General features: G+C 64.4%; 18 protein-coding genes and 1 pseudogene. 8 read left to right on the top strand and 11 right to left on the bottom strand.

The window, feature by feature from the left end; genetic code table 11:
- Positions 1-20: 20 nt before the first annotated feature.
- A complete protein-coding gene (locus tag BLU17_RS20855; RefSeq protein ID WP_092000615.1) occupies positions 21-926 on the bottom strand; it encodes an amidohydrolase family protein in 906 nt (301 codons plus the stop codon).
- 20 nt (positions 927-946) lie between these two features.
- The gene (rhaM, locus tag BLU17_RS20860) at positions 947-1,261 is read right to left on the bottom strand and encodes an L-rhamnose mutarotase (protein ID WP_092000618.1); all 315 of its coding nucleotides are present in this window, start codon (positions 1,259-1,261) and stop codon (positions 947-949) included.
- A 194-nt stretch (positions 1,262-1,455) separates the two neighbouring features.
- Here rhaM and BLU17_RS20865 point away from each other — a divergent pair, with 194 nt between their 5' ends.
- Positions 1,456-2,448, top strand: a complete 993-nt coding sequence (locus BLU17_RS20865; protein ID WP_092000621.1) for a LysR family transcriptional regulator — start codon at positions 1,456-1,458, stop codon at positions 2,446-2,448.
- A gap of 16 nt (positions 2,449-2,464) precedes the next feature.
- Here the strand turns inward: BLU17_RS20865 and lra1 are convergent, their stop codons facing one another.
- From lra1 to BLU17_RS20900, 7 genes are all read right to left on the bottom strand, one after another.
- Complete coding sequence (gene lra1 / locus BLU17_RS20870) at positions 2,465-3,247, bottom strand: L-rhamnose 1-dehydrogenase Lra1 (RefSeq protein ID WP_092000624.1); 783 nt, start codon at positions 3,245-3,247, stop codon at positions 2,465-2,467.
- 49 nt (positions 3,248-3,296) lie between these two features.
- Entirely contained in the window at positions 3,297-4,475 is a 1,179-nt protein-coding gene (gene rhmD, locus BLU17_RS20875; RefSeq protein WP_092000628.1) for an L-rhamnonate dehydratase, read from the bottom strand.
- Positions 4,476-4,525: 50 nt separating this feature from the next.
- Positions 4,526-5,278, bottom strand: a complete 753-nt coding sequence (locus tag BLU17_RS20880; protein WP_092000699.1) for an SDR family NAD(P)-dependent oxidoreductase — start codon at positions 5,276-5,278, stop codon at positions 4,526-4,528.
- 261 nt (positions 5,279-5,539) lie between these two features.
- Positions 5,540-6,256 carry an MIP/aquaporin family protein gene (locus tag BLU17_RS20885; RefSeq protein WP_092000702.1) on the bottom strand — a complete coding sequence of 239 codons (717 nt, stop codon included), beginning with the start codon at positions 6,254-6,256 and terminating at the stop codon, positions 5,540-5,542.
- Positions 6,257-6,371: 115 nt separating this feature from the next.
- Entirely contained in the window at positions 6,372-7,874 is a 1,503-nt protein-coding gene (glpK, locus tag BLU17_RS20890) for a glycerol kinase GlpK (RefSeq protein WP_176929155.1), read from the bottom strand.
- 105 nt (positions 7,875-7,979) lie between these two features.
- Positions 7,980-9,512 carry a glycerol-3-phosphate dehydrogenase gene (glpD, locus tag BLU17_RS20895; protein WP_092000634.1) on the bottom strand — a complete coding sequence of 511 codons (1,533 nt, stop codon included), beginning with the start codon at positions 9,510-9,512 and terminating at the stop codon, positions 7,980-7,982.
- Between the two features lie 252 nt (positions 9,513-9,764).
- Positions 9,765-10,544: a DeoR/GlpR family DNA-binding transcription regulator gene (locus BLU17_RS20900; protein ID WP_092000637.1), complete on the bottom strand. Its 780-nt coding sequence runs from the start codon at positions 10,542-10,544 to the stop codon at positions 9,765-9,767.
- Between the two features lie 209 nt (positions 10,545-10,753).
- Between BLU17_RS20900 and BLU17_RS20905 the strand changes: the two genes are divergently transcribed.
- The 4 genes from BLU17_RS20905 to BLU17_RS20920 all read left to right on the top strand — a co-directional run bounded on the left by BLU17_RS20905 (position 10,754) and on the right by BLU17_RS20920 (position 14,004).
- Positions 10,754-11,182: a hypothetical protein gene (locus BLU17_RS20905; protein ID WP_092000640.1), complete on the top strand. Its 429-nt coding sequence runs from the start codon at positions 10,754-10,756 to the stop codon at positions 11,180-11,182.
- Positions 11,183-11,315: 133 nt separating this feature from the next.
- A complete protein-coding gene (locus BLU17_RS20910) occupies positions 11,316-12,701 on the top strand; it encodes a nucleobase:cation symporter-2 family protein (protein WP_092000643.1) in 1,386 nt (461 codons plus the stop codon).
- A 100-nt stretch (positions 12,702-12,801) separates the two neighbouring features.
- A complete protein-coding gene (locus BLU17_RS20915; protein ID WP_092000646.1) occupies positions 12,802-13,392 on the top strand; it encodes a helix-turn-helix domain-containing protein in 591 nt (196 codons plus the stop codon).
- 63 nt (positions 13,393-13,455) lie between these two features.
- Positions 13,456-14,004 carry a GNAT family N-acetyltransferase gene (locus BLU17_RS20920; protein ID WP_092000648.1) on the top strand — a complete coding sequence of 183 codons (549 nt, stop codon included), beginning with the start codon at positions 13,456-13,458 and terminating at the stop codon, positions 14,002-14,004.
- On the opposite strand, the gene BLU17_RS20925 is transcribed toward BLU17_RS20920, so the two are convergent.
- On the bottom strand, positions 13,967-14,341 hold the full coding sequence (locus BLU17_RS20925; protein ID WP_092000651.1) for a hypothetical protein: 375 nt from the start codon (positions 14,339-14,341) through the stop codon (positions 13,967-13,969). The two genes, BLU17_RS20920 and BLU17_RS20925, sit on opposite strands and share 38 nt — an antisense overlap.
- A gap of 351 nt (positions 14,342-14,692) precedes the next feature.
- Between BLU17_RS20925 and BLU17_RS20930 the strand changes: the two genes are divergently transcribed.
- Complete coding sequence (locus BLU17_RS20930) at positions 14,693-14,974, top strand: hypothetical protein (RefSeq protein ID WP_092000653.1); 282 nt, start codon at positions 14,693-14,695, stop codon at positions 14,972-14,974.
- Between the two features lie 92 nt (positions 14,975-15,066).
- Here the strand turns inward: BLU17_RS20930 and BLU17_RS20935 are convergent, their stop codons facing one another.
- A complete protein-coding gene (locus BLU17_RS20935) occupies positions 15,067-17,352 on the bottom strand; it encodes an NADP-dependent malic enzyme (RefSeq protein WP_092000656.1) in 2,286 nt (761 codons plus the stop codon).
- A 200-nt stretch (positions 17,353-17,552) separates the two neighbouring features.
- On the opposite strand from BLU17_RS20935, the gene BLU17_RS20940 reads away from it, so the two are divergent.
- Together BLU17_RS20940 and BLU17_RS20945 are read left to right on the top strand one after the other, a co-directional pair.
- The gene (locus BLU17_RS20940; protein ID WP_425434116.1) at positions 17,553-18,467 is read left to right on the top strand and encodes a LysR family transcriptional regulator; all 915 of its coding nucleotides are present in this window, start codon (positions 17,553-17,555) and stop codon (positions 18,465-18,467) included.
- Between the two features lie 52 nt (positions 18,468-18,519).
- A pseudogene (locus tag BLU17_RS20945) lies at positions 18,520-18,969 on the top strand (IS5 family transposase); the annotation flags it as partial.

The following is an 18,969-nucleotide window of genomic DNA, read 5'->3' on the forward strand; positions in this document are numbered from 1 at the left end:
CCATGTCGTTGCGCGCACACTCAAATTCGGTAAATGCGCTCGGCGTTACCGCGAAATAACGCTCCGCGCTCGCAATCGCTCGCGTCGCTCACGGTCGACGCATAGGCATGCCAAAGCTTCGAATACCCGCCGAAGAGACGGTCCACCGGAAAATTGGACGCGAACATCGCACGATCCGCGCCAAACATATCGATCGATGCAAGCACGTAAGGACGCAGGCTTTCGACGCTCCACTCATGGTCGAACATCGCAAGCCCGCTGATCTTGATGGCCACGTTCTGGCACGCCGCGAGCGCGCACAGTCCCTCGCGCCACGCGCGGTAGCCGGCCGGGCTGTCGCGGTCCACGAACATGCCCGCGTGATTGACCACGAACTGAATGCCGGGATGCTCGCGCGCGAGTGCGGCAGCCTCTTCCATTTGCGAAGGATAAAGCTGCAGGTCGAACGACAGACCGTACCGCTCCAGCAGCGCGAAATGCTTGCGCCACGCGGCCTCGCGCATGTAGTGTCGTCCCACATAGTCATACAGCTTGTTCTCGTGGACGTTGAGGATCTGCCGAATGCCGCGCGTGCGCGCAAACGCGGCATGCGCTTCGAGCACCGCGGGCGCATTGGGCGCACTCAGGTCGCAGGCCGCGACGATCGCGTCGGGCAGCGCGCGCGCCGCTCCTGCATGGGCCGCGTTGTCCGCGATCGATTCCAGCCAGCGCGTTTCCTCGACCGGGTCCGCCGGATCATGATTCGCTTCGACGTGCACGACCTTGAGCACGTCGATGTCGCCCGCCTCGCGCAACAGGTCGGTGGGCAGATAGTTATGCTTGAGTTCGCGCGCATCGCCTGCGAACGACGTGCCCGGATTCGCAAGCCACGGATAATGATGCGTATCGAGGTTCCAGAAGTGGACGTGCGGATCGACGACCTGCATGGCATCTTCCTCGCGTAAGCTCACGGCAACTGAAAGACCTGCACGAGCGGCTGCTGCAACGGCACGTTATGCGCGTCGGTCTGCATGAGGTCCGCCATGTAATCCCACCATTTGCGCATGACGGACAATTCGGGCAGCGCCGTCATCGTGTGATCGTCGCGGCGCTCGATCACGGCAAACAGTTGATAGGTCGCTTCGTCGAGAAAGATGCGGTAATCGTTCATGCCCGCTTCACGCAGCGCGCTCGTGAGTTGAGGCCAGATTTCCCGGTGACGCCGCTCGTATTCGCCCCGCTTGCCGGGATCGAGCTGCATGCGAAACGCAATTGTCTCCATGATCGTGTCTCCGTCCAGCCTGTTGTCGGCATGCGGTTGGCGCGCAAGTCGCCTCGGTATTTGCCCTGGCAACGCTGCGCGCCGCGGTGCGCGTTTTTACGTGGTTAGCGACGCAGTGATCCGACTATAATTCCCGCATCGATAGCCAACCAATCCGATGTTGGGATCGGGCGATACACAAACCGGATCGCTCCATGAATCATCAAACTGCCGTCGTCGCGCTCGTCAACCGGCTCAGATTCAAGCATCTCGCCCTGCTCGTCGCACTCGACGACACACGCAACGTCCATCAGGCCGCCGATACCATCAACGTCGCCCAACCCAGCGCCAGCCGCATGCTGAGCGACATCGAAGAAGCGTTCGGCTTCCGGCTCTTCGAGCGCAACGCGCGCGGCATGCAGCCCACGGCACTCGGGGTCGTCACACTTGCCTATGCGCGCCGTGCGCTCGCCGAGCTCACCCGCTTCGCCGAAGACCTCGACGTGAAGCGCCGCGGCGGCCACGGGCAGCTCACCGTAGGCGCGATCATGGGGGCCGCGCCCGATCTGCTCGCGCAGGCCGTCGCCACGCTCAAGACCGAACGGCCGCTGCTCCACGTGCGCATTCTCGGCGAAACGAGCGATCAGGTCGTGCAATTGCTGCATCGCCGCGATGTCGATCTCGCGCTCGGGCGGCTCACCACGCCACTGCAGCACAACGATTTCAGCTTCGAACCGCTCGCGCGCGAAACGCTCGTGCTCGTGGTGCGCGCCCGCCATCCGCTCGCACGCCGCGAACAGATCACGCTCGCCGAACTGATGGACTGGCCATGGGTGGCCCAGCCCATCGCCAGTCCCGCGCGCGAACTCTTCGAAGGCGAACTGGCGCGCGCGGGACTCGGCACGCCCGTCAATCTCACCGAGTCGGCCTCGATCTTCGCTACGTTGCAACTGCTCGAAAGTTTCGACGCCGTCGCCATGCTGCCCGAGTCGGTCGTACGCGACCACGTGCGCGGCAAGCTGCTCGTCGTGCTGCCGCTCGAAATCGGCAAGAGCTTGCCGGGCTATGGCGTGCTCACGCGCAAGAACGAACCGCTCGCCGAGCCCGCCGAACATTTCGTCGGCCTGCTGCGGCGCTTTTCGCAGCCCTTCAAGAGGGACGACATCGTTCACAATGGTTCCCACGCTGCCATTCCGGCATCTCATTGATACGTTCACCGAAGTTTCACTGCAGGTTCACGAAAAGCCCGCCGTCCACCAGCAGCGCTGCGCCCGTCACATAGCGCGCGCGGTCCGAGGCGAGAAACACCACGCATTCGGCCACGTCTTCGGGCGCGCCTAGCCTGCCCAGCGGAATGCGCGTTTCGAAGTACTCGCGCTTGCGCTCGTCGCTCAGATCCTCGGCATTGAGGTCCGTGGCAATCGTGCCCGGCATCACCGAATTGCAGCGTATGCCATACGGCCCGAGCGCAATCGCGCACGACTGCATGAGCGAATGCACGCCCGCTTTCGTGGGCGTGTAATGCGTCTGCATGCCGCCGCCGACAAGCGCACTGATCGAGCTCGTCGCCACGATCGCGCCGCCTGTTCCTTGATCCTTCATTTGGCGCGCGACGGCCTGCGTCACGTAGAAGGCCCCGTTCAAATTCACGCCTATCGTGCGCTCGAGCACGGCGGGCGGCATGTCGAGAAACGAATGGAACGGGCAGATGCCGGCATTGCTTGCGAGCACATCGACCTTGCCGAAGCGCTCCACCGTCTGGCGCACGAGGTCCACACCCGTTTGCGGCGCGGCCACGTTGCCTTCCAGCGCGATCGCGCGGCGGCCCAGCCGCCCGATTTCGCCGAGCACCTCGTCGATCGCCGAGCGGCGCCCGTACGAGGCGTCGTTGTCGCCCCAGTAGTTGATCGCGACGTCGGCGCCCTCGCGGGCGCTCGCAATCGCAATGGCACGGCCGATGCCGCGCGAACCGCCTGTGACGATCACCACCTTGTCCTTGAGCAGCACGTGTCTCTCCTCTTGACCGTCGATTCCCGGCTGATGCGCCCAAGGTATCTCAGTGAGTGTACGGCCGTGAAAGTTTGCAGTCCGGATTGATCCGTACGCCGAAGCCCGGCGCGTCCGGCACCTTGAGCCGCCCTTTCGCGGGCACCGGTTCGTCGAGCAGCAACGGCGTGAACATCGGCACGACCTTGTCGGCTTTCGGCGCCATCATGAGAAACTCGGCGAACGGGGAGTTATGGCGTGTCACGACGAAGTGATAGCTGTACACCGATGACCCATGCGGCACGACCAGTACGTTGTGCGCGTCGGCGAGCGCCGATATCTTGATGAGCTCGGTCATGCCGCCACACCAGTTCACGTCGGGCTGAATCAGGTCGCAGCAGCCCATTTCGAGCAGCATGCGAAAACCCCAGCGGGTAGCCTCGTGCTCGCCGGTGGAGACCATCATGCCGCGCGGCACGTTGCGGCGCAGTTCGACGTAACCCCAGTAATCGTCGGGGGACAGGCATTCCTCGATCCACTTGAGGCCATACTCGTGCGCGGCCTGCGCGAGGCGCGTGGCATAGCGCACGTCGAGGCTCATCCAGCAGTCGTACATGAGCCAGAAGTCGTCACCCACGCGCTCGCGCATCGTGGCAAGCAGTTCGACGTTTTGCCGTAGGCCTTCCTCACCTTCTGCCGGACCATGCAGCAACGGCAGTTTGCCGCCGATGAATCCCATCTCTTTCGCGAGGTCAGGACGCGCGCCGGTGGCATAGAACATCAACTCGTCACGCACGGGGCCGCCCAGCAGTTGATACACCGGCTCCTTGCGGATCTGCCCGAGCAGATCCCAAAGCGCGAGATCCACGCCGGAAATGGTGTTGAGCACAACGCCCTTGCGCCCATAGTAAAGCGTGGCGTAATACATCTGGTCCCATATCTTCTCGATATCGGTCACGCGCTGCCCTTCGAGAAAGCGCGCGAGATGCTTTTCGACGATGAACGCCCCGATCTCGCCGCCCGTGGTGACCGCGAAGCCCACCGTGCCGTCGCTCGCCTCCACTTCCACGACGAGCGTGCCAAGCACGTCGATGCCAAATGATCGGCGGCTCTGGCGATACTCGGGGTAGCGCGCCATGGGTGTGGAGATATGGTCGTCGATCCAGTGGCCGTCGGGCTGGTCGTGATAGTCGGCACCGCCGCCGCGCACGGTGAAGGCTCGCACGTGTTTGATGGTTGGCATAGCCATGTGACGTAGCTCCTTGTAGTGAATCAGCGTGCGCGTATTTCCCGCCTCTCTCAGTATGTCGCGCGGCCGCCCGAAAGATCGAATACCGCGCCCGTGCTGAACGCGCAGTCTTCCGACGTGAGCCAGACGATCATGGAAGCCGCTTCATCCGGCATCAGGAAACGGTTCATCGGGATCCTGGAGAGCATGTAGTCGATATGCTGTTGCGACATCGAATCGAAGATTTCGGTCTTCGCCGCGGCCGGCGTCACCGCGTTGACGAGCACGCCTTTTGTCGCAAGTTCCTTACCGAGCGACTTGGTGAGCCCGATGAGTCCCGCCTTCGATGCACTGTAGTGCGAAGCATTTGGATTGCCTTCCTTCCCCGCAACCGATGCGATATTGACGATGCGCCCATAGCCCTGCTCGATCATGCACGGCACCACGGCCCGGCAGGTGAGATAGCAGCCGATCAGATTCACTTCGATTACGCGCCGCCACACGTCCACGGGCAGTTCCCACGTGAGGCCGTTGCCGCCCGTAATGCCCGCGCTGTTCACGAGCGCGTGGATTGCGCCGTGCGCCGTCACGGTTTGCTGTACGGCTGCCTCCACCGAAGCTTCATCGGTCAGTTCGACCGCCACCGCCGAAACACTGCCGAGCTCGGATAATTCGACGCGCGCGCGTTCGACCCGCGCGGCATCGATATCCCAGAGCGCGACCACCGCGCCCGAGCGCAGCGCGCGCTGCGCAACCGCATAGCCCAGGCCGCGCGCGCCGCCTGTCACGACCATCACGCGGTTCTTCAGGTCCAGCTGATTCATTGCGCCTCCCTCCTTGTGCAGCGACGCCCGCTTCATGCGGGGTTTCCAGATGCCGATGTGCGGTGCCCAGCCAATATAGGTGCGCCGCAATAGCCGAACAATCCGAAAGCAGCATGGGGCGATAGCGAAACCGGATCGCGCGTGGTTGCCACTCCGTGCGCCGCCGTGGCGCATCAATACAAAAGCCCGCGAACGGCGCGGCGTTCGCGGGCTTTTTTTTGCACTGCAACGCACCTCTTTTCGAAGTGCTCGAAGGCGGGATCAGTTCATCGCATGCAGATAATGATAGAGTCCGGCAGCCGCAGCGCCGCCGGCGAGCGGCCCGAGCACCGGAATCCACGCATAGCGCCAGTCGCTGTCGCGCTTGCCCGGGATGGGCAGCAACGCATGCACGATGCGCGGCGAGAGATCGCGCGCCGGGCTCATCGCATAACCGGTCGGGCCGCCCAGCGAAATGCCGATGCCGAGCACGAGCAGCCCCACCGGCAGCGCGTCGAGCGCGCCGAGCCCCACCTGGGGCGCGGCCAGATAGAGCACGCCGAGGATCAGCACGAAGGTGCAGATCGCCTCCGTCAGTACGTTGTGCCTGATGCTGCGAATGGCGGGCGCCGTGCAGAACACCGCGAGCTTGAGGTCCGGGTCGATTTCGTTCGCGAAGTGCTGGCGATACGCGAGCCATACGAGCAGCGCGCCGGCCATGCCGCCGAGCATCTGCGCCGCGATATAGCCGCCGACTTTCGCCCAGGCGAACTTGCCCGCCAGCGCGAGGCTGATCGTCACGATCGGGTTGAGGTGCGCGCCGCTGAACGAAGCGGTCACGTAGACCGCCACGAATACGGCCATGGCCCAGCCCATCACGATCACGATGAGGTCGGCGCCCTTGCCTTTCGTTTTCGCGAGCAGCACGTTGGCCACGGCGCCGTTTCCGAGCAGCACGAGAATCGCCGTGCCGATGAACTCCGCAATATAGGGTGACATAATTGTCTCTTGTGTCTCTCTGCCCGCGCGGCAGCCGCGCACGAGGCGCATGCAAACCAGTCGCGGGTTATGTTAGTTCGTTATGCCTGGTGACTGAAAACGACGAACGTGGTGCTCAGTTCGCGTCGTCGGCCCATGCCTTGGCCGCGCGCACCGCGCGCCGCCAGCCCGCGCGGCACGCATCGACCTGCGCGGAAGGCATCGCCGGGGCAAAGCGCCGGTCGAGCTTCCACTGGTTCTGCAGCTCGCCCACGTTTTGCCAGTATCCGGTTGCGAGGCCCGCGAGGTAAGCCGCGCCGAGCGCCGTGGTTTCGGTGATCTTCGGGCGCACCGCGTTCACGCCGAGCAAATCGGCCTGGAACTGCATGAGCAGATTGTTCGCGCTCGCGCCGCCGTCCACGCGCAACTCGCCCACGCTGATGCCCGAGTCCGCTTCCATTGCCGCGAGCACGTCGAGCGACTGGTACGCGATCGAATCGAGTGCCGCGCGCGCGAGATGCGCCGAAGTCGTGCCGCGCGTCACGCCGAACAGCGTGCCGCGCGCATGCGCGTTCCAGTGCGGCGCGCCGAGGCCGGCGAAGGCCGGCACGAGGTACACGCCGTCGGTGTGCGGCACGCTCGCCGCGAGCGCCTCGATTTCCGGCGCGCTCTTGATGATCCCGAGGCCGTCGCGCAGCCACTGCACTACCGCACCCGCAATGAAGATGCTGCCCTCGAGCGCGTAGTTGATCTCGTCGCCGATCTGCCACGCGATCGTGGTCACGAGATTGTTCTTCGACTCGATAGGCTTCGTGCCCGTGTTCATCATCAGGAAGCAGCCCGTGCCGTAGGTGTTCTTCACCATGCCCGTGCTCGTGCACATCTGGCCGAACATCGCCGCCTGCTGATCGCCCGCGATGCCGGCAAGCGGAATCTTCGAGGCGAACACCGTGGTCCTGGTTGGGCCATAAACTTCGGATGACGAACGGACTTCGGGAAGCATGCTGCGCGGAATTTCGAGCGCGTCGAGCAGCTCGTCGTCCCATTGGCGCGTGTGGATGTTGAAGAGCATGGTGCGCGACGCGTTCGTCACGTCGGTCACATGCAGCTCGTGCTTCGTGAAGTTCCACACGAGCCAGCTGTCCACCGTGCCGAAGGCGAGCTTGCCCTGGCGAGCTTTCTCGCGTGCGCCGTCTACGTTGTCGAGAATCCAGCGAATTTTCGTTGCCGAGAAATACGAATCGATTGGCAGACCGGTTTTCGCGCGCACAGTCTCTTCGAGGCCGCGCGCCTTGAGCGAGTCGCAGAAGTCGGCCGTGCGGCGGTCCTGCCAGACGATGGCGTTATAGATGGGATGGCCGGTCTCGCGGTCCCAGACGATGGTGGTTTCGCGCTGGTTCGTAATGCCGATCGCGGCGATATTGGTGCCGTTCAGGCCTGCGCGCGTGACGGCCTCGGCGGCTACGCCGGCCTGCGTCGACCAGATTTCCTGCGGATCGTGCTCGACCCAGCCCGGCTGCGGATAAATCTGTTCGAACTCCTTCTGGGCGATCGAAACGATGTTGCCCTGACGATCGAAAAGCATGGCGCGCGAGCTCGTGGTGCCCTGGTCGAGCGCAAGAATGTACTGTTCCTGCATGTCTCTCATCTCCATCTGTACGTAGTTGTGATTACGCGCCGCAAGGAACGGCGCGTGGGGACTGCTTGACGTTGCATAAAACGCGTTGCGTGAAGCCGGCGAACTTCAGTGCTGCGCGGTCGCCGTCGCGCTTGTTGCGGCAAACCAGCCGTCGATCGCGGCAGCCACGCTGTCGAGCGTGCCCGGCGCGACATGGAGGCCAAGCTTCGAGCGGCGCCACAACACGTCTTCGGCGCGCGTGGCCCATTCGGCGTCGCGCAGATAACGCAACTCGGCTTCGTAGATGCCAGGCGCGACCTCGGCGCCCAGATCCGCGAGCGATCGGGCGCTGCCGGCGAGATGCTCTGCGCGCGTGCCGTAGGCGCGCGCATAGCGGCGCGCGAGCGCAGCGGGCAGCCACGCATGGCGCTTCGCGAAATCCTGCGCAAAAGGCTCGAAACGCGCGTGGGCAATGTCGCCGCCCGGCAGCGGCGCACCAGCGGTCCACGAAGGCGCGGTATGCCCGAGCGCGCGGCAAAGAAGGCCGGAAGCCTCTTCCGCGAGCTTGCGAAAGGTCGTGATCTTGCCGCCGAACACCGAAAGAAGCGGTGCGCCAGCCGCGTCGTCGAGTTCGAGCTTGTAGTCGCGCGTGACCGCGGACGCGTTGACCGCCCCCTCTTCCTCGAGCAGCGGGCGCACGCCCGAGTAGGTCCAGTGCACGTCGGCGGGCGAGATCTTGCGTTTGAAGTAGCGGTTGATCGACTCGCACAGGTAGCGCGTTTCGTCGCCGTCGATCGAGACCTTCGCGGGGTCGTTGCGATATTCGACGTCGGTCGTGCCGATCAGCGTGAAGTCGTGTTCATACGGAATCGCGAAGATGATGCGCTTGTCCGGGTTCTGGAAGATGTATGCGTGATCGTGATCGAACAGGCGCTTCGTCACGATGTGGCTGCCCTTCACGAGGCGCACGCTGTGCTGCGCGCCGCGCCCGAGCGCGCCGTGCAGCACCTCGCCCACCCAGGGGCCGGCCGCATTGGCAACGGCGCGCGCGCGCACGTCGAAGGTGCTGCCGTCCGGGCGGCGCAGGACGGCCTGCCATTCGCCGTGCGCGCGGCGTGCCGAAACGAGCTTCGTACGCGTGAGAATTTGCGCGCCGTGCTCTTTCGCGTCGAGCGCGTTGAGCACGACGAGGCGGGCGTCGTCCACCCAGCCGTCCGAATAGACGAAGCCGCGCCGGATCGAATCGACGAGCGGCGCGCCCGCCGCGTGACGGCGCATGTCGATGCCGCGCGAGCCCGGCAGCAGTTCGCGCTTCGCAAGATGGTCATACAGGAAGAGGCCCATGCGAATGAGCCATGCGGGACGCAGGTTGGGCATGTGCGGCATGACGAAACGCAGCGGCCACATGATGTGGGGCGCGGCGCGCAGCAGCGTTTCGCGCTCCTGCAGCGCCTTGCGCACGAGCCCGAACTCCTTGTACTCGAGATAGCGCAATCCGCCGTGAATCAGTTTGGTGCTGGCCGATGAAGTATGCGAGGCCAGATCGTCCTGCTCGCAAAGGAGCACCGACAGGCCGCGACCGGCCGCGTCGCGCGCGATGCCCGCGCCGTTGATCCCGCCGCCCACGACGAGCAGATCGTACCGGTTCTGTTGAGTCACCTGCTGTCCCTGAAAGAAAATCGAACCTCAAAATGTTCGAATTCGAAATTTATCGAACATAAACGAAAAAGTAAAGGTTCGATTTGGCGGACGCCCGCGCCCAAAATGCGCGCATCCGAGCGAAAACGAAAATAGGGATCGAATCGCTTGCGTTGTTCGACGGGAGGCCCGGACGAGAAGTGCGCCGCGCTTGGGAGAGGGAATCGGGAAAACGCGCCGAGCCGGCGCGGAGGGAAAACGGCCGTCGCGAGGCTAGGCCGCGACGTGAACCTGGGTGCCCGCCGCCACGACCGCCTCGTTCATTTCGGCGGGCAGCGGCTGGTCAGTGAAAAGCGCGTGGATCTGGCTCAGATGCCCCTGGCGCACGAGCGCCGGGCGGCCAACTTTCGAATGATCCGCTACGAGGTAGACCGTGCGCGCGTGCTCGATGATGGCCTGCGCCACACGCACTTCGCGCGTGTCGAAGTCGCGCAGCGTGCCGTCGGTTTCGATGGCCGAGGTGCCGATGATCGCGTAATCCACCTTGAACTGGCGGATGAAGTCGATGGTGTGCTCGCCGACGATGCCCTTGTCCCAAGGCCGCACGACGCCGCCCGTAATCATCACTTCGCAGTCGGGATAGCCGCTCATCAGGCTCGCCACGTTGAGGTTGTTCGTGACGACGCGCAGGCCCCGATGATGATTGAGCGCCCGCGCGACTTCCTCGGTCGTCGTGCCCAGATTGATGAAAAGCGACGCCTGATCGGGAATCTGCTGAGCCGCGAGCGCCGCGATACGCCGCTTCTCCTCATGGAACATGTGCTGACGCGCGCTGTACGAGACGTTCTCCGAACTCGTGGGCAGGCTCGCGCCGCCGTGATAGCGGCGCAGCAGATTCATGTCGGCGAGCCAGTTCACGTCGCGCCGAATCGTTTGCGGCGTGACGTCGAAATGCGAGGCGAGATCGTCGACCGTAACGAAGCCGTCGCGTTGCACCCATTCGAGCATTTCCTGCTGGCGCGCGTTCAGGGTGAGGCGAGGATCTCGTGTCATGGGCTCGTTTGGCAGGCATGTGAGGACCGGCCCTATTGTAAGGGCTATCGGCGTTGCTGCCGCGGCCCCGCTTTCGGGCCTGTGCGTTGCGGGGCACTGCATGAGGTCGCGGCGCGCGGCAAACGCCGGTGGCATGATGCGAGCAACTTGCCCGGTTCGCCGCAACCGGTTTCCCCGCTCTTGTGCCCACCTGATTCAGGAGAAAGCCGATGCATGCCGTACGCAAATGGATTGCCGGCGCCACCTTGACCGCCGCCGCCGCCATGCTGGCCCCGTTGCCCGCCGCCGCGCAAACGAACGCCGGAGGGCCGCCGCCCGCCGCGCCCGCCGGCGACGGCACCTTCCTTCTCACGATATTCCTGAAACACGACGAGTCGAAGCCCCTGCCGAAAATCAATCAGCAACTGGCCGAGCAGGGTTTTTACAAGGCTTTTCCGCCGCCCGGCGTTGAAGTGGTCTCGTGGTACGTGATGATGGGCATCGGCCAGGTCGTGACGCTGCGCGTGCCTGCCGACCGGTTGCGCGAAGTGAACCGCGCGATCGAGGAAACCGCGTGGGGCGGCTACCGCACCGAGTTCTATCCCACCTACGACTACAAGGCGCTCGCCGAACAGGCCCGCGCGCGCAACGGCAGGTAACGCGCCGATGGCGCGCCGTCGAACGGCGCGCCCCGAAGAGGCCGCGCCGAAAGTCCGCCACCGCCATCCGTTAAAATGCCGGACTTTTCCGCTTCACCTCCCTTGCTTCACCTCCCTTTTCACCGGTCTCGCAATGCAATCCGCCTCATCCGCCCGGCCCGCTTCCCGCGGCGCCGACGACGCTGAACCTGCCCACGATCTCGTCTACGGCCACGACCACCCCGCCCCGACCCTCGCGTTCGTGGCCGCGCTCCAGCATCTGCTGGCGATCCTCGTGCCCATCGTCACGCCGGGGCTCCTGATCTGCCAGGCGCTGGGCGTCTCCAGCCGCGACACCACGCTCATCGTCTCGATGTCGCTCGTCATCTCCGGCATCGCCACGTTTCTTCAGTGCAAGCGCGTGGGGCCGCTCGGCGCGGGCCTGCTCATCGTCCAGGGCACGAGCTTCAACTTCGTCGGCCCGCTCATCGCGGGCGGCAGCCTGATGGTCAAACAGGGCACCTCCGTCGAAACCGTGATGGCCGCGATTTTCGGCGTCGTCATCGCGGGCTCGTTCGTCGAAATGGCGGTTTCGCGCATCCTGCCCTTCATCAAGCGCCTCATCACGCCGCTCGTCACCGGCATCGTCGTGCTGCTGATCGGCCTCACGCTCATCAAGGTCGGCCTCGTCAGCATGGGCGGCGGCTATGGCGCCATCGCCAAGGGCAATTTCGCCAGCGTCGGGAACCTCATGCTTTCCGGCCTCGTGCTCGGCACCATCATCGCGCTCAATCGCGTGCCTGTCGTCTGGGTGCGCAGCACCGCGCTCGTCATCGCGCTCGCCATCGGCTATATCGTTGCGGGCGCAACTGGCCGCCTCGACTTCACGGGCGCGCGCGAAGCCGCGCTGTTCCAGATTCCGACGCCGCTGCACTTCGGCCTGGGCTTCTCGTGGCCGCTCTTCGTGCCGATGCTGATCGTCTACCTCGTCACCTCGCTCGAAGCGATCGGCGACGTCACGGCCACCAGCAAGATTTCGAAGGAGCCGGTCGAGGGCCCCGTGTGGATGCGCCGCATCAAGGGCGGCGTGCTCGTCAACGGTTTCAGTTCGCTGCTGGCCGGCGTTTTCAACACGTTCCCGAGTTCCGTGTTCGCGCAAAACAACGGCGTGATCCAGCTCACCGGCATCGCCAGCCGCCACGTGGGCCTCTGGATCGCGGGCATGCTCGTTCTGCTGGGCCTGTTCCCGCCCGTGGCCGGCGTGTTGCAGGCCGTGCCCGAGCCCGTGCTGGGCGGCGCGGCCATGGTGATGTTCGGCGCGGTGGCCGCGTCGGGCATCAACATTCTCGCGGGCGTTCGCCTCGACCGCCGCGCCCTGCTCATCATCGCCGTTTCGCTGGCGCTGGGCCTTGGCGTCTCCCAGGTGCCGGAAATCCTGACGAGCCTCCCGCACGCGCTCAGGAACGCGCTCGAGTCGGGCGTCGCCACCGGCGGCATCTGCGCGCTCGTGATGAACTGGTTCTTGCCGGAAAAGCCGTGACGCCCTGAGCGCGCGGCCCGGGTCTCGGGTCGCGCGCTTTTTCTTGACCTCAATTTCCATTTTGATGGACAATCAATCCATTATCTTGGAATTCGAGCCGATGGACAATTCGACCGACACGGGAATCAACGAGCGAATCGCCCGCTGCGTGCGCGACTTGCGCTCCACCCGCGGCTTGACGCTGGATGCGCTGGCCGCGCGCAGCGGCGTGAGCCGCTCGATGATCTCCATGATCGAGCGCGGCGGCGCGAGCCCCACCGCGGTCGTGCTCGAGAAGCTCGCGGCGGGTCTCTCCGTGTCGATGGCGAGCCTCTTTGGCGCGACCGGCGAAACCGCGCCCGCGGAGCCCCTGGTGCGGCGCGAACAGCAGGCGCAGTGGCGCGATCCGCAGTCGGGCTACACGCGCAGGAGCGTGTCGCCGCCCAACTGGCCGTCGCCGATCCAGCTCGTCGAGGTGGATTTCCCGGCCGGCGCGCGCGTTGCCTACGAAACCGGCGGCCGCGAAAATGTGATTCACCAGCAGGTCTGGGTGAGGGAAGGACGCATCGATGTGGAGCTAGGCGATCAACGGCATTCGCTTCATCCAGGCGACTGCCTCGCCATGCGGCTCGAACACCCGCTGATTTTCAGCAATCCAGGCATACGTGCCGCGCGCTACGTCGTTGCCATCTGCGACATGGGCCGCACCTGAATGGACGCCAAATCGACGCCATATGGCGAAACCGCCACCCTTTTCATTTAAACAGGATTCCCTATGAATTCGAAGTCACGCAACGATGACGTGCGCTTCATCGACTGTCACGAAGCGGAACATGCGCCAGCGATTCTCGAGATCCTCAACGACGCGATCGTCAACTCAACGGCGCTCTACGACTACAAGCCGCGTCCGCCCGAGGCGATGGCCGCCTGGTTCGGCACCAAGCGCGCAAACGGCTTTCCTGTAGTGGGCGCGGTCGACGCGGCCGGCACGCTGCTCGGCTTCGCGAGCTGGGGCACGTTCCGCGCATTCCCCGCCAACAAGTACACGGTCGAGCACAGCGTTTATGTGCACCGCGACCATCGCGGCCGCGGGCTGGGCGAGCGCCTGCTGCACGAACTGATCCGGCGTGCCCGCGAACGCCAGATTCACGTGGTCGTAGGCTGCATCGACGCCGCCAATGCCGGAAGCATCGCCCTCCATACCAAACTGGGATTCACGCACGCGGGCACGATCAAGGAAGTGGGGTTCAAATTCGGCCGCTGGCTCGACGCCGCGTTCTATCAGCTCAACCTGGAAATGCCCGCACCGCCCGTCGACGGCTGAAGCTCGCCCCGGTACGCGCCGCGGGCGCGGGGTGGCGAGCGCGCAGCGGCTGGGCAGCCGCGCGCATCGAGGCGCGCGCTGCCCGTGCGGCGCGCAGCTTCGCCTGGCTGCGGCTGCGGGAATCGGCCTCCCGCGCGACGCGCAGACGCTGCCTGCGCACGACAAGCATCGCGCAGCCCAGCGCGGCGAGCACGGCCGCGCGAAACGGCGTCGATTCGAAGGCGCGCTCCGGCACGTGCAACAGCATGATGGAAACGAACACGGCGACCTGAATCAGCATCGCCGAAAGCGAAGCGACGAACAGGTACGCTTGCAGGCGAACGGTCGGCGGCTTCATGGGGCTGCGCTCCAGCAAGTTACTTGGACAACGATATCCAGTCTGGCTGGCTCCACCCTACGCCATGCAAATGTCCGGCACATGGCAACACGCGAAGCTGCGTGGGGTTAGACGATCGTGCCAGCACCTGGCTGAAGAGAACCTTAAGCCGGAGAGCATGCGCACAACTTTCCTGGCAGGATGGAATCCTTTGCGGTCCTGTCTAACCCGTTCCTTTCGCTACCTTTCGCCTTGCTTCGATTCATGCGTAACGAAGCAAAGGTCCATTCCGGTTTATTCAATATTTTCGTAAGCTTGACTTAAGCCGGCTTCCGTACGCTTGCAAGCTGCAACCAGCACGGCAACGCAGTCATGAATCGCACTTACGAATATCGCGGCTACGCGATCCAGGTCAGCGTCGAAGCGAATGGCTCGGTCCCGCTCGAACGCTCCGAAATCAAACGCCCTCTCTACCCGCGTTACGCGGCCATGGTGAGAATCGCCGCGAACGACCCTTCCGTCTTTCCCGCGCAGGCGCTGAAAGTCGGCGACGCCGCCGGACTTCCATTCAATTCCGATATCGACGCCTTGATGGGCGGTTACAGCGCCGCCTGCCGGCTGATCGACGACAAGCTCGCCGGATCGGCGGCCTGAACCTTCGGCGCAAAAAAAAACGCGCGATGGCCTCGGGCCATCGCGCGCTTTCGTCGGGACGCGTCACATGCGTCCCATTCACGCTTTCACGCTCAGTCGCGATTGGCCTGCAGCACGGTCAGCGCGGCCATGTTGATGATGCGGCGCACCGTCGAGCTCGACGTCAGCACGTTCACAGGCGCGTTCACGCCCAGCAGGAACGGTCCGACCGCCACGTTGCTGCCCGCGCCCGTCTTGAGCAGGTTGTAGGCGATGTTGCCCGAGTCCACGTTCGGGCACACCAGCAGGTTCGCCGCGCCCTTGAGCCTCGAATGCGGCAGGATGCGCAGGCGCAACGCTTCGTCGAGCGCGCAGTCGCCGTGCATTTCCCCGTCGATTTCCAGATCGGGATTCTTTTCCGTCACGAGCTTGAGCACTTCGCGCATCTTCGCGCCCGAAGCCGAGCTACCGGAGCCGAAATTCGAACGCGAAAGCAGCGCGACCTTCGGCGCGAGATTGAGCCATTCCATCTGGCGCGCCGCCGCCAGCGTGAATTCCGCGATCTGCTCGGCGTTCGGATTGTCGTTCACGTGCGTGTCGACGATCGCGACCGTGCGCTTGTCGAGCAGCAGGATGTTCATCGCCGCGTAGGTCTTCGCGTCGGGGCGCATGCCGATGACTTCGTCGACGAAGCGCAGGTGATCGTGATACGCGCCGACCGTGCCGCACACCATGCCGTCCGCGTCGCCGAGGCGCACCAGCATCGCGCCGATCAGCGTGAGGCGGCGGCGCATTTCCACGCGCGCCATTTCCTTCGAAATGCCGTCGCGGCAGCGCAGTTCCCAGTAAGTCGTCCAGTACTGGTGGAAGCGCTCGTCGTACTCGGGATTCGTGACCTCGACGTCCTCGCCGAGCTTCAGGCGCAGACCGAACTTCTCGATGCGGGCGAGCAGCACTTCGGGGCGACCGATCAGGATCGGGCGCGCGAGTTTCTCGTCGACGATCACCTGCACCGCGCGCAGCACGCGCTCTTCCTCGCCTTCGGCGAACACGATGCGCGACTTGCCGCCGTCACGCACGAACTGCTTCGCGGCCGCGAAGATCGGCTTCATGAACGCGCCCGAGTGATAGACGAACTGCTGCAGCTCGTTCGTGTACGCACCGAAGTCGTCGATAGGACGCGTGGCCACGCCGTCTTCCATGGCGGCCTTTGCCACCGCCGGCGCGATACGCACGATCAGGCGCGAATCGAAGGGCTTCGGAATCAGGTACTTCGGGCCGAACCGCAGATCGTAGGCGCCGTATGCGGCGGCCACGGAGTCGTTCAGTTCCTCTTCGGCGAGTTTCGCGATCGCATGCACGGCCGCGATTTCCATCTTGCGCGTAATGGTCGTTGCGCCCACGTCGAGCGCGCCGCGGAAGATATACGGAAAGCAGAGCACGTTGTTGACCTGGTTCGGGAAGTCCGAACGGCCCGTGGCGATCACCGCGTCCGGGCGCGCTTCGAGCGCGATCTCGGGGAAGATTTCGGGCGTCGGGTTCGCGAGCGCGAGAATCAGCGGCCTGTCGGCCATCTTGCTGACCATGTCGGCCTTCAGCACGCCGCCGGCCGAAAGGCCGAGGAACACGTCTGCGCCTTCGATCACTTCGGAAAGCGAGCGCGCGGACGTGTCCTGCGCGAAGCGTTCCTTGTCCGGGTCCATCAGCGTCGTGCGGCCCTGGTAGACCACGCCGTCGATATCGGTCACCCAGATGTTCTTGAGCGGCAGACCCAGATCGACCATGAGATCGAGACACGCGAGCGCCGCGGCGCCTGCGCCCGATGTCACGACCTTGACCTTCGAAATATCCTTGCCCACCACTTTCAGGCCGTTCAGGAACGCGGCCGAAACGGTGATGGCCGTGCCGTGCTGATCGTCGTGGAAGACGGGAATCTTCATGCGTTCGCGCAGCTTGCGCTCGACCGTGAAGCAGTCGGGCGCCTTGATGTCTTCCAGATTGATGCCGCCGAACGTCGCTTCGAGGCTCGCGATGATGTCCACGAGCTTGTCGGGATCGCTTTCGGTGACCTCGATGTCGAACACGTCGATGCCCGCGAACTTCTTGAAGAGCACTGCCTTGCCTTCCATCACCGGCTTGGAGGCCAGTGCGCCGATATTGCCGAGGCCCAGCACGGCCGAGCCGTTCGTGATGACGCCCACCAGATTGCCGCGGCTCGTGTAGCGAAACGAGTTCTGCGGATCTTCGACGATTTCCTCGCAGGCGACGGCCACGCCCGGCGTATAGGCGAGCGCGAGGTCGCGCTGGGTGACGAGCGGCTTGCTGGCCGTCACCGAGATCTTGCCCGGCGTGGGAAACGCGTGATATTCCAGAGCGGCCTGACGATCGGTCTTGTTCATGTTCCTCACTCGATAATGGAGCCGGCTCGCACGGCTGGAGGCCGGCGCGACTGCGGCGTGTTCGGATGAGGCGATTCTAGAGTGCCGTCATAAGCCCGCCATTTTGATTTAGTATGGCGCCATCATTTTTTTCTGATACCCGGGGTATCGTGTCTTTCAGCATCGACGAAGTAACGAGGCGGTTGAATACGCGCCTGAAAATGCGCCATCTGGTCCTGCTCCTGCAGATCCGCCAGCACGGCTCGCTCACGCGCGTGGCGGAGCACATGGCAACGAGCCAGCCCGCCGTCACCAACGCGCTTACCGAACTGGAAAGCATGTTCGGCGCGCCGCTCTTCGAACGCTCGTCGCGCGGCATGACGCCCACGGCGCTCGGCAACGTCGTGCTCGCGCGCGCGCAGGCCATGCTGCACGACCTCGATCACCTCGCGCGCGACATCGAAGCCGTGGTGGCGGGCCACGCCGCGCGGCTGCACGTGGGCGTGATTCCTTTCATCTCGGGGCGCACGCTCGCGTCCGCGATCCGCCTCACGCAGTCGCGGCTGCCGCAACGCATCACCATGACGATCCACGAAGGCACGAGCGATGCGCTGCTGCCGCAGTTGCGCGACCACACGCTCGATATCGTGATCGGGCGCGCCTCGTCCGCGGTCGACGTCGCACAGTTGCGCTTCGAGGTATTGCATCAGCAAAAGCCGCGGCTCATCGCGAGCCGTCGGCTTGCTGCGCGTCTCGCGCGCAACAAGCTCGACTGGCAAAAGCTCGTCGAACTCGACTGGATACTCGGCGCGCCGCACACGCCCATACGCGAACAGATCTCCGATCTTTTTCTGCACGCGGGCGTCGCGCCGCCCGTGCCTATCGTGGAGAGCTACACGGCGCGGCTCATTGGCGAAATGATCGTCGCCAATGACAGCGCCGTGTCGATCGTACCCGCCGACATTGCCGAGGAACTCGTGCACTTCGCGGGCGTGGCGATCGTGCCTTACACGCTTGACTGGACGCTGCCACCCGTGGCCATGTTCACGCGCGCGGGCGTGCTGCGCGATGTCGACGCCACCTTCGGGCAGTCGCTGCGCGAGTTGTATCAGGAGGCGGAAAAGGCTCGGGACTAAGAGCGGCTAACACAACCTGGACGTGAAGCCATGAAAGCCATATCCTGGCGGTATGGCCAGACGAAAAATCAGTAACGAGTTATGGGCAGCGCTTGAGCCGCTGATTCCGGTGTTCACGCCGTCGCCCAAAGGAGGCCGCCGCCGGACGGTGGACGACCGCGCAGCATTGAACGGCATCCTGTATGTCCTGCAAACAGGTATTCCATGGGAATACTTGCCGAAAGGATTGGGCTTCGGCAGCGGGATGACCTGCTGGCGAAGACTACGCGACTGGCAAGCCGCAGGCGTGTGGGAGAAGCTGCATCGGGCGATGCTTCGCCGCTTGCGTGAGCATGACCAGATTGATTGGGAACGGGCGAGTCTTGATGCCGCCAGTGTTTCCAGCCCCCGGGGGGCCAGGAAACCGGCCCCAACCCGACAGACCGGGGCAAGCTCGGGTCGAAACGGCACATCGTCGTAGATGCGCGCGGCGTTCCTTTGGCCATCACGGTCACGGGTGCCA

The organism is Paraburkholderia lycopersici (genome assembly GCF_900096975.1).
Taxonomy (GTDB): Bacteria; Pseudomonadota; Gammaproteobacteria; order Burkholderiales; family Burkholderiaceae; genus Paraburkholderia; species Paraburkholderia lycopersici.